Here is a 10,463-nt window from a genome sequence, read left to right on the forward strand (position 1 = left end):
AGGGAAATATTCCTATACATAAAAAGGGGTGCTGAGACTTGAAAGTTCATGTCACGGATCTTAAACACGGCGACTGTCTTCTGACAGACACTTTCAATAGTGTAGGCCTGCACGTTCTCCCCAAGAGAACAGTTGTTCAGCGTGAGGAAATCACCATCCTGATCCGGCACAAAATAGAGTATGTAGATATTGAGCCGCGCACGATAAGCCATGCTGAGAGCGGAAATGGACTCAGTAACAGCCTAAATGACAATTTTGATCATACCATCCAGAATTACGAATCGATCTTCCTGGAAGCTTTGGCCCAAGGCTCTTTCACTCAGTCCATGGTGGACGACACGCTACAGCCGCTGCTCGAAACGCTGGATGCCCAGAAAGATGTCGTTTCCTTGCTGTTATTGCTGGAACGCGACGACATTGATACATATCACCACTCGCTGCAAGTTGGTCTGCTGTCGTATTATATCGCTGCTTGGCTGGGCCACTCCAAAGAGGAGCGTTATGAGATCAGCCGTGCAGGTTACCTGCATGATATCGGCAAAAGCCAAGTGCCTCTGTCCATCTTGAACAAAGCCGGAGTTCTGACTCCTGGCGAGGAGGAAGAGCTGAAACGCCATACCACCTATGGATATGATATTATCCGCGGCTCCAAGATGGATGAGAAGACAGCACTCGTGGCACTCCAGCATCATGAATTTGAGGATGGAACAGGGTATCCGAACCAGATTCTTAAGAATGAGATTCATCCGTACACTGAAATTGTTACTGTGGCGAATATTTATATGGGCCTGACTACCTCCAGGCTGAATCAGCCGAAGCAAGGGCTCGTTGCCGTCTTGCGCAAAGTTCATGAAATGGGCTTCGGCAAGCTGAACGGAACGGTGGTCCAGGCACTTACGGGACATCTTCTTCCAGGCTTTGTCGGCAAAAATGTTCAGCTTTCCAATGGGGAAATCGGCACGATTGTGATGAATAACCCGCTCGACATGTTCAAGCCGCTTGTTAAAGTGGATAATGTATTCAGGGATTTGGCCCGCGAACGCAGCCTGTCGGTTGAAGAAATCATTTTATAGCCTAAGCATAACGAGACATGACAAAAGGTTATCCCATCCGTTTCGCAGCGGAAGTTCGGGATGGCCTTTTTGATTGCCAGGAATTTGAATTCAGCTAGCAGATTAGCTATGATGAATGAAAGATTAAGATAGGAGAACTGAGGATGAACACCCAAGATCAGATCGAGAAATTCAAACAGATTAAATATGAATTGACCCGTTTTATGATGATTTACAAGTTTGCACTGGAGGAAATTGAGACCAAGATCGATATCCTGAAACAGGAATTTCAGATGCTCCATGACTATAGCCCGATCGAGCATACGAAATCGCGGATTAAATCCCCAGAGAGTATTATGAACAAAATGCTGCGCAAAAACAGCGAGTTGTCGCTGGATGCGATTAAATCCAGCATTAAGGATATCGCCGGACTGCGGATTACCTGCTCCTTTATCTCCGATATCTATCAGGTCAGTGCCATGCTGCAGAAGCAGGATGATCTAAAGGTGTTAGGCGTGAAGGATTATATCAAGAACCCCAAGCCCAATGGATATCAGAGCCTGCATTTGCTGGTGGAGGTTCCGGTGTTTTTGTCAGACTGCCAGGAGCATGTTTGTGTAGAGGTGCAGATCCGTACGATTGCAATGGATTTCTGGGCTAGCCTGGAGCACAAGATTTTTTACAAATACAGCCAGGCTGTTCCCGAGCATCTGACCCGTGAACTGAAGAATGCAGCCGATAAGGCGTATGAGCTGGATCTGCAGATGGAACGTCTCCACCGTGAAATTAAGGAAATCAAGGATGCGCAAGGCGACGATTCCGATGAAGAGCTGCGCCAGATCATCATTAACAACCAGCAGTTTAACCTGCCGGCCAATTTTATTAAGCTGCTAGGCGAATAAAAGGGGCTTTCCATTGGCAGGTGATGAGCACTTTCGGGAGGTACCATAGATTTTACATATAGGATGATTATTTTCTGAAAAATCATATGGTTAGAGGAGGGATGAACACTTTGAGCACGCCTGATCATCGTCACATTGCTGTGAATCAAATCGGTTATGCCACAGAAGGAGCAAAAATTGCCATGTTCAGCGGAGAAGGGCATGGCTTCCGGGTAATCAATGAAGAGACAGGGGCCGCAGTGTATACCGGTCAGTCCGGAAAAGCCACCGTGGATAAACCCAGTGGTGCTATCGTTCATGTGGCAGATTTCTCCGGGATCAGAACGGCCGGACGCTATCATCTTGAAAGCGACGATGGTCATGCATCTGCCTCCTTTGTGATTGGGGACAAGCCCTATGGGGAGCTGCAGCAGGGACTTTTGAAAGCCTTTTATTATTACCGCTGCGGTGTAGAGCTGACTGGAGAATTTGCCGGTCCATGGGCCCACGGAGCATGCCATACGGCAAAAGGTATCGTATACGGACAACCGGAGCTGACGCTGGATAGCTGCGGGGGCTGGCATGATGCCGGAGATTACGGGAAGTACGCTGGTCCTGGAGCAAAGGCCATAGCCGATTTACTGCTTGCCTATGAACTATATCCCACAGCATTTACGCTTTCAATTCCGCTTCCTGAGAGCGATGATAAGACACCGGATGTGCTGCTGGAATGCAAGGTGGAGCTGGATTGGCTGTTCAAGATGCAGGAACCCGGTACAGGCGGAGTATACCACAAGCTGACTACTTTGAACTTTCCCGGCCTTGATGTAATGCCGGAGGAGGATAACGCAGAACTGTATTTTTCACCGGTATCGGCAACAGCGACTGGGGACTTTGCCGGTGTGATGGCGATGGCAGCAAGGATCTATGAGCCTTATGACCAAAGCTATGCACGCCAATCTCTCGCTGCGGCTGAAGCGGCCTGGAATTGGCTGCAGCAGCATCCTGAAGCGCCTGGCTTCACAAATCCGCCGGGAATTAGCACTGGTGAATATGGCGACGGCACGGATCAGGATGAACGGTACTGGGCAGCGGCAGAACTGTACCGTACAACAGGTGAAGCGGTCTATCATGAAGCGGTTCAGGCGTTGGCGCAGCTGTCATTTCCAAAATACAGCCTGGGTTGGGCGGATATGGGCGGATACGGGACACTTGCGTATCTTTTGACCGGGGAATCAGCCACAGAGAAGGGCTTGTATACTTCGCTGAAGCAGGGGCTTCTGACTGAAGCCGATCGACTGGTGCAGCAGAGCCGGGAGGATGGATACCGTATTTCTTTGCTGGAAGAGGACTATATCTGGGGCAGCAATATGCTGGTCATGAACAACGCAATGCTGCTGCTGGCGGCCGAGCATTTCAGCGGAGAGACCGCCTATGCCGCTTGCGCGCTGGATCATCTGCACTACCTGATGGGACGCAATGTGTTGGACATTAGCTATGTAACAGGGTTTGGCGACCGTCCGGTTATGCATCCTCATCACCGCCCATCGGTTGGTGACGGTGTAGCCGATCCTGTGCCTGGCCTGGTATCCGGCGGACCCGACCGCGGACTGCACGATGAATATGTTGCAGAGCATCTTCAAGGCAAGCCTGCTGCCCAGTGTTTTGCCGATCATGAACTCAGCTATTCCACAAATGAGGTAACGATTTACTGGAACTCTCCCGCGGTGTTCGTGACGGCCCGGTTTAATATGTAGAGAATAAGAAAGGCGAGGCATTGTACGCAGAAAGGGGGCTGGAGCCCAGTGAATTCTAATCTACCCGATATAGAACAATTGCGATATCCCATAGGCCCTTTTGTAAGCCCGGGACAACCGCCGGCGGCAGAACGCAAACAATCCATTGACGAAATCCGTAACATGGCGCAAGTGTTAAGAGCAGCTGTACTGCCACTAACAATCGAGCAGTTGAATACCCCCTACCGCCCAGGAGGCTGGAGTGTGAAGCAGGTGGTTCACCATCTTGCCGACAACAATATGAATGCCTATCTGCGCTTTAAGCGGGGACTCACCGAAGAGGCACCGGAGATTCCTTCCTACCGGGAGGAGCTATGGGCAGAGCTAAGTGATTATCATGAGGAGCCCATTGAAACCTCGCTTGCGCTGCTTGATAGCCTGAACCGGAGATTCGCTGGCCTGCTGGTTTCCCTGGAAGAAGAACAATTTAATAGAACCTTTATAAGCCTTATGCTGGGTACGATGACTTTGGATACAGCGATTCAGCGGTATAACTGGCATAACCGCCATCATCTTACACAGATCACCTCATTGATTGAACGAAGCGGCTGGTAACCCCAGAGAATTGAAAAGAGCAAGCGGATTCGGGAACAGTTCCCGCCGCTTGCTCTTTCCTCTGTTTATTTGCTGTCTTGGCAAATCTTCAGTCAAGGCCGGTATAGGAAGAGATTTCAATATCAAAGATATCCTCACCGTAAAACCCCCTTTTTGCGTAGCCTGTCGGTGGTTTTGGAAATATAAACTGTGTGTAGACTCTGTTTCCCAATCGTATATAATTAATATCAGATGGACCTGTCGGCTACTGCCGCCCAGTAACATAAGGAGGTTGAGCAATGCCTGGACTGGGAGAAGCAGGACAACCGAAAAAGAAACTCAGTCTTACCCTATTGCTGATTAGTCTGGTCACATTGGTGGTTTTGCTGACTTCAACGATCCTGCTTACCGCTTCGTATCAATCGAAAAAAAAGTCTCTGATCGAGACGACCCTGAATTTAAATCTCTCCAATGCTGAACGCATGAGCAAGACAGTGGATTCACTCTTCCGGTCTATGCGCAGCAGTATGGCGTATAGTGCAGACAAACTGTCCCAGATTAATGAGGTCCAGCCGGAACAAGTTGACAATTACCTGGAATTGATGCGCAAGAGCAGCACCTATTTCAATTCAATTCTCCTGGTTAGTGCTGACGGTGTCATCCGTAATGCTTCACCGGCAACGCTTGGAATGGCAGGCAAAACGATTAAGTCCCCTTGGGCTGTGGAAGCGCTTCGTCTTAGACGTCCATATCTCTCAGAGCCTTTTACCACTGCTTCAACCGGCAGAATGATTGTTTTTATGAGTGAACCGATGTATGACCGGGATAAGCATTATCTTGGTCAACTGGGCGGAACCATTTATCTGCAGGATAGCAATATTCTGAGTATGATTTTTGGTAACGATAATGAAATTGATTCTTCGGGCTCCTATTATTACATCGTCAGTGCGGACGGGCATCTCTTGTTTCATCCTGATAAGGAACGGCTCAATGAGGACATCAGCAAAAGTGAGATCGTGCAGGAATTAATGAAAGGACACAGCGGGCAAAGGGAAGCAGTTAATGTAAGAGGTATCCCTATGCTGGCAGGCTATTCAAGCGTTCCGGCCAATGGCTGGGGAGTTGCTGTAGTTTCACCCGTGAGCAAAATTCAGGACGAGCTGTGGGGACATATCCGCAAAACACTTGCCTATACTTTGATCCCCTTTGTGATTATGCTGCTGTTGGCTCTTGTAATAGCCCATCAATTGGCTAAACCGTTTGTCGTGCTTGCAGATCTGATGAACAAGGTCGGGAAGGAAAAGACTGAACTCCCTGTGCTGAAACCGCATTGGAACCGGGAAGCAGACCTCTTGACCCAAGCGGTGGCCATAGCCTGGAGTGATATTCAGAGACAGACAGATCAGCTCACCCAGGAAGCGATGACTGATCTTTTGACGGGACTTGCCAACCGCAGATCTCTGGATACAACAATGAATCAGTGGATTGCCGCGCAATTTTCTTTTTCCGTGATTGTGCTGGATGTCGACAAATTCAAATTTGTGAATGATACCTATGGCCATCTGGCAGGGGATGAGGTCCTGAAGCAGGTGGCGGGTATACTGAAAGCGAGTATTCGTCCCGGGGATGTTTGTTGCCGCTATGGCGGCGAGGAATTTGTAGTGCTTCTTCCGCGAACCAAGGCTACCGACGCCTACATTGTTGCGGAACGAATCCGTAAAACACTTGAAGCCAGTGAAGTTCCACTGGCGATGAAGGTAACCTCCTCACAGGGGATTGCTCATTATCCGAGCCATGGGAACTCCCTTGAGGAGCTGCTGGAGCAGGCGGACCGTGCGATGTATTCGGCGAAGGGCCAAGGCAGGAACCGGACGATTATAGCAGGTGAATAAATGTTGAAGCGGCATGCCCCTTAAAAAGGGGGGTGCCGCTTCTTCTTGCTGCAGCCGGAGATTATTATTCACCTGGGCCTGGGCGGGTACATATCCTATCGTAAGAACGATAAAAAAACCGGTTTGCGGAAGGGAAGGATAGCCAGGTGACTTCATACATGGATTATAAATCACCCAATACACAGTTTAGCTTTGATGTGAACTGCAACACAACGTTTAAGAAGGATGACTGTAATTATATCAATACGCTGTCAATCCAAGAGCTTAATACGCTGGAGAATACCTCCCTTCTAGACATTTTTCTCAGCAAGTCCAACGTAGTGGAACCCCATTACCACCAGAATGCCGCTGAACTGGTCTATTGTATCTCCGGTGCTGCAGTCGTCTCCCTGATCAATCCATTTACGAATGAGTTGCTGCATTTCCCCATCACACCGGGCCAGGTGGCGAATGTGCCGCAAGGCTGGTGGCATTATGAGGTGGCTACAACCGATTGCACGCATTTGCTGGCGATCTTCAATGCCCCGGTTCCAGAAGTCATATTGGGCTCCGATCTGCTGACGCTTACACCGCTAAAAGTGCTTGCTCACACGTATTGCATGAATGAAGCCGAACTCAAGGAAGTGCTGGCACCAGTGAAACCTGGAACCTTTATCGGACCGCCTGCAGATTGCTGTGAGCCCGGCAAGACTGCGGTAGCAAACACGGCGTACGCCAATAATATGGCTCCGTACATGGATACCCAAGCTCCTCATATGCTTCAGCCCTTTGGTTACCAGCCAACCCCTGCGCATGGATACTACGGCCAGCCATATGTTCAGGAGTACCGCCAGCAGCCCTATGTCCAGACTTATCCGGGTATACAGAATGCGGTTGATCGTGGAGGGAATATATAACAAGCGGTTGAATTGAAATCCTTCATAACCAGAAAAAACAAAAGCCACCCCGGGATTGCTCCTTGCGGGTGGCTTCATTGTTTAAGACAAACGGACCAATACGCGGCCCCGTGTGTTGGATTTCAAGATATCTTCCAGGGCAGCAGGCAGATCGGTTAAGGTGACCTCGCGGTCCACAAGCGCGTCCAGCTGTTCCGGCTTCAGGTCGGAGCCCATCCGGTCCCAAATCTGAATGCGCTGCTCCATCGGACAAGCGACCGAATCGATTCCGAGTAAGCTAACACCCCGCAAGATAAAAGGAAGAACTGTCGTCGGAACCGATGTTCCGGCGGTTAATCCGCTTGCGGCAACGGAGCCGCCGTAGGCGATTTTGCTGAGAACCGCAGCAAGTGGAGCACCACCGACAGCATCAACGGCGGCCTGCCACAGCTGCTTGTCCAGCGGTTTGCCTGAACCGCCGCTGACCTCCTCTCGCGAGAGGACTTCGGCAGCACCCAGGGCCTTTAAATAATCAGCTGCATCTGCTTTGCCGGTGCTCGCTGTGACCTGGTAGCCCTTCTTGGCAAGCATGGCAACGGCCGAGCCGCCGACACCACCGGTTGCGCCGGTGACCAGCACTTTGCCCTTATCCGGTGCAGCGCCATGAGCTTCGATTGCCAGAATGGACATGGCAGCGGTATAACCGGCAGTGCCATAGATCATTGCTTCCCGCAGCGTAAGGCCTGTAGGCAATGGCATGACCCATTCAGAAGGAATGCGCGCATACTCGCTGAAGCCGCCGTAATGGGATACCCCAATGCCGTACCCGGTGGCAATGACGGATTGCCCTTCCTGAAAACGCGGGTCTGCGGAGGAAACAACCGTTCCCGACAAATCAACGCCCGGGATAAAAGGATAATTGCGGACGATATTCCCGTTCGGGATACTCGCGAGTCCATCTTTATAGTTCACACTGGAATATGCAACACGGATAAGCACTTCTCCGGCAGGCAGTTTCTCCATAGTCAGCGGTTGTACCGCCACGGAAAAAGTCTCCGTTTTGTCCACAACCAAAGCTTGAAAGGTTTCTGTCATGTAAGTCTCTCCTTAGACGAATAATAATGTGTAAGTAAGTTATATAATATTTATTCTGACCGGTCAACTTTTTATTATCTATGATATAATGTACATTATTCCCTAATTTGTGGAGGTCGTATGGTACGCTACAAGAAATCCGAAGAGAAACGCAAACAGATTCTGTTCGCCGCCTTTCAGGCGTTGTCCGAGCTGGGGTATGATTCCGTGACCTTGCAGACGATCGCTGATCATGCCGAGGTCAGTAAAGGGGTTGTGCATTATTATTTTGACAACAAGGAAGCAGTGCTTGTGGAGCTGCTGGAATGGCTGACCGGCAAAATATCTGCCAAAGAGCAGGCAGCGGTGCAAGAACAGCAGACAGCGACCGGCAAGCTTAAGGCTTACATCGACTCTGCGTTCCCCGATGCGGCGAAGAATCGTTCCTTTTACCGTGTGTATCTGGATTTCCTGGCGAGGGCCAGCCGGATACCGGTGTACAGAGAGATTAATCAGCGTTTCTATGACAACTGCGCACGGATAAGCACAGAGGTGCTGACGCTGGGGCAGGAGGAAGGGATTTTTGCCAAGGAGCTGTCCCCGGAGACAACGGCCCCAGTCATTCGAGCAATCATCGACGGCTGTCTGATCCAATGGCTAATGACCGACAACGATGAGCTTCATGCCGTGTTCAAAGAATCCTGTTATGCGGCGGTGATGAAAGTACTGAGCTCTGAGAATATGACAAACGACAAACCGTTGAAAGGCTGAGCATCTATGAGGACAAAATGGAATTACTTCTTGCTTATTAGTATGCTCTGCCTTTCTGCTGCAATATGGATCTATTCCCAGTCTTGGGCTACCTCTCAATCCACAGTCAACAGGATTCGTCTGGGGCACGAAGAACCGGCAAAATATTTAGTGGAAGACAAACAGATAGCGCTGGGAAATATGGAGATTTCCCTCGGCCATCAGACAAACCCGCAGAATTATATCAGTATACCGAATCATTCAGAAGAGCTATGGCGGCGCACACTACAGCTTCCCGCAGGAGAAGGAATCCTGATCAAGTTCCTGCATGGCGGTCCGGCTGTCCTGTCCGTCCCGGATATCACGCAGTATTGGCTCTGTATTCAGCGGCCCAGCAAAGACCTCAAAGACGGAACGGATACCTATTATATTGAAGCTCAAGTGACCGGTGACGAGGATGCCGCTAAACAAGAATTGCTGAAGCTTGCAGAGAATTGGGAAGTTCCGAAGTAGCGGAGGGAGCATTGACAAGGAGAGCAGGTGGAGAAGTGGATGCCGCGCAGATTTACAAGCTGTGGATGAACATAAGCCGAGGCAACTGCACAAGAGGGACTGCAAACCGGATGCAGGCTCCCTGACGAACGGATTTTATATCAAAAAGCAAGTGAATCTATTGGAAGTGACAACCTTAAACCAGAGGTACTCATTGCCGAATTGGACGGGGACAGGCTGGAATTCGTTCCGCTCAATGACTTTATTACCTCCAAGGTAAAAGAAAGGCTGTTCCGGGTTACATCTGTTGGGGGGAAGGTCGTATTGCTGGACGAGGTCTATAGACCTTAGGCTTTCAAGGGGAATTCGAAGGTATGAAGGACGGCCTAATCGGGCTGTCTTTTTTTGTCTACATTTGTAGATTTTCATGAAATTCAAGCTCGGTTACAGGAGGATTATGGTATTTAAGGACGAATATATATTTTCGAGGAATGAAAAAAGAACTAAATTAGGTACATTGGGATAGTATTTTGAGCCTTTTTTATGTCTAAGGTGCAAGTTGTTAAAAGGAAAATAGGGCAGCCACAAATCAGTGGGTTTATGGCCTAATAACTACGAATTATTTGGGGGTTAATGGAGTGTTATGACAGAATTAATTATTCCTTTTATATTACGCGAAGATAAAGAAAGAGAAATAAAGGAGAATTTAGATCATTGTAATTTACAAAGTAATAATATTATCATTCGTGGTGATTCAGGTTGTGGAAAAACCTCCTTAATAAAGAAGGTTCTAAAAGAATATGTATCTAATCCGGAATTTTTCGTGATTTATTTAGATTTGAACGCTGATTTACTATCTACTTCGTCATTTTTTGAAATTTTTTTGTTTAATGTTTGGAATCCAATAGAATCTAATGAAGATCCATTGATGAGTATAAGTGAAAAACAATCATTCAAATCATTCATAACAAGAAAAATGTGGAAGAAAGGTGCAGCTAAACGACTTTTCCAATTAGTAGTTGAAAGCATTTCAGCAATCCCTGCTTACGGTTCAACTTTAAGCAAACTTATAATGACAGAAACAAGCGAAAAAAGTGTAAATAATAATGTTATTGAT

Annotated in this window: 10 protein-coding genes; 9 read left to right on the forward strand and 1 reads right to left on the reverse strand. The window is 48.6% G+C overall.

The genetic code is table 11. The features are described 5' to 3' along the window. The first annotated feature begins 38 nt into the window (after window positions 1–38). The 6 genes from A3849_RS30830 to A3849_RS30855 all read left to right on the forward strand — a co-directional run bounded on the left by A3849_RS30830 (window position 39) and on the right by A3849_RS30855 (window position 7,051). Window positions 39–1,073, forward strand: coding sequence for an HD-GYP domain-containing protein (locus A3849_RS30830; RefSeq protein ID WP_074114871.1), 1,035 nt, complete (start codon window positions 39–41; stop codon window positions 1,071–1,073). A gap of 143 nt (window positions 1,074–1,216) precedes the next feature. Further along, window positions 1,217–1,954, forward strand: coding sequence for a GTP pyrophosphokinase (locus tag A3849_RS30835; protein WP_074114872.1), 738 nt, complete (start codon window positions 1,217–1,219; stop codon window positions 1,952–1,954). Window positions 1,955–2,055: 101 nt separating this feature from the next. Further along, complete coding sequence (locus A3849_RS30840) at window positions 2,056–3,690, forward strand: glycoside hydrolase family 9 protein (protein ID WP_074114873.1); 1,635 nt, start codon at window positions 2,056–2,058, stop codon at window positions 3,688–3,690. Between the two features lie 48 nt (window positions 3,691–3,738). Further along, window positions 3,739–4,284, forward strand: coding sequence for a YfiT family bacillithiol transferase (locus A3849_RS30845; RefSeq protein ID WP_256701121.1), 546 nt, complete (start codon window positions 3,739–3,741; stop codon window positions 4,282–4,284). Between the two features lie 278 nt (window positions 4,285–4,562). Then, the gene (locus A3849_RS30850) at window positions 4,563–6,155 is read left to right on the forward strand and encodes a sensor domain-containing diguanylate cyclase (RefSeq protein ID WP_074114874.1); all 1,593 of its coding nucleotides are present in this window, start codon (window positions 4,563–4,565) and stop codon (window positions 6,153–6,155) included. A gap of 158 nt (window positions 6,156–6,313) precedes the next feature. Next, window positions 6,314–7,051, forward strand: coding sequence for a cupin domain-containing protein (locus A3849_RS30855; RefSeq protein WP_074114875.1), 738 nt, complete (start codon window positions 6,314–6,316; stop codon window positions 7,049–7,051). A gap of 81 nt (window positions 7,052–7,132) precedes the next feature. Here A3849_RS30855 and A3849_RS30860 read toward each other — a convergent pair whose 3' ends face one another. After that, a complete protein-coding gene (locus tag A3849_RS30860; protein ID WP_074114876.1) occupies window positions 7,133–8,125 on the reverse strand; it encodes an acrylyl-CoA reductase family protein in 993 nt (330 codons plus the stop codon). 120 nt (window positions 8,126–8,245) lie between these two features. Between A3849_RS30860 and A3849_RS30865 the strand changes: the two genes are divergently transcribed. From A3849_RS30865 to A3849_RS30875, 3 genes are all read left to right on the forward strand, one after another. Then, window positions 8,246–8,875 (forward strand): TetR/AcrR family transcriptional regulator, encoded by a 630-nt coding sequence (locus tag A3849_RS30865; protein ID WP_074114877.1) that lies wholly within the window; start codon window positions 8,246–8,248, stop codon window positions 8,873–8,875. Between the two features lie 6 nt (window positions 8,876–8,881). After that, window positions 8,882–9,367 carry a hypothetical protein gene (locus A3849_RS30870; RefSeq protein ID WP_143191948.1) on the forward strand — a complete coding sequence of 162 codons (486 nt, stop codon included), beginning with the start codon at window positions 8,882–8,884 and terminating at the stop codon, window positions 9,365–9,367. A 622-nt stretch (window positions 9,368–9,989) separates the two neighbouring features. Then, a partial coding sequence (locus A3849_RS30875) for an ATP-binding protein (RefSeq protein ID WP_143191949.1) occupies window positions 9,990–10,463 on the forward strand: 474 nt, incomplete at its 3' end.

This window comes from Paenibacillus sp. P46E (assembly GCF_001909095.1).
Classification (GTDB): domain Bacteria; phylum Bacillota; class Bacilli; order Paenibacillales; family Paenibacillaceae; genus Paenibacillus_AQ; species Paenibacillus_AQ helianthi.

Bases quoted from the DNA above. Each gene is read 5' to 3' on its own strand.
- A3849_RS30835 (WP_074114872.1), top strand. From the start codon at position 1,217: ATGAACACCCAAGATCAGATCGAGAAATTCAAACAGATTAAATATGAA.
- A3849_RS30840 (WP_074114873.1), top strand. From the start codon at position 2,056: ATGAACACTTTGAGCACGCCTGATCATCGTCACATTGCTGTGAATCAA.
- A3849_RS30850 (WP_074114874.1), top strand. From the start codon at position 4,563: ATGCCTGGACTGGGAGAAGCAGGACAACCGAAAAAGAAACTCAGTCTT.
- A3849_RS30855 (WP_074114875.1), top strand. From the start codon at position 6,314: ATGGATTATAAATCACCCAATACACAGTTTAGCTTTGATGTGAACTGC.
- A3849_RS30860 (WP_074114876.1), bottom strand. From the start codon at position 8,125: ATGACAGAAACCTTTCAAGCTTTGGTTGTGGACAAAACGGAGACTTTT.
- A3849_RS30865 (WP_074114877.1), top strand. From the start codon at position 8,246: ATGGTACGCTACAAGAAATCCGAAGAGAAACGCAAACAGATTCTGTTC.
- A3849_RS30870 (WP_143191948.1), top strand. From the start codon at position 8,882: ATGAGGACAAAATGGAATTACTTCTTGCTTATTAGTATGCTCTGCCTT.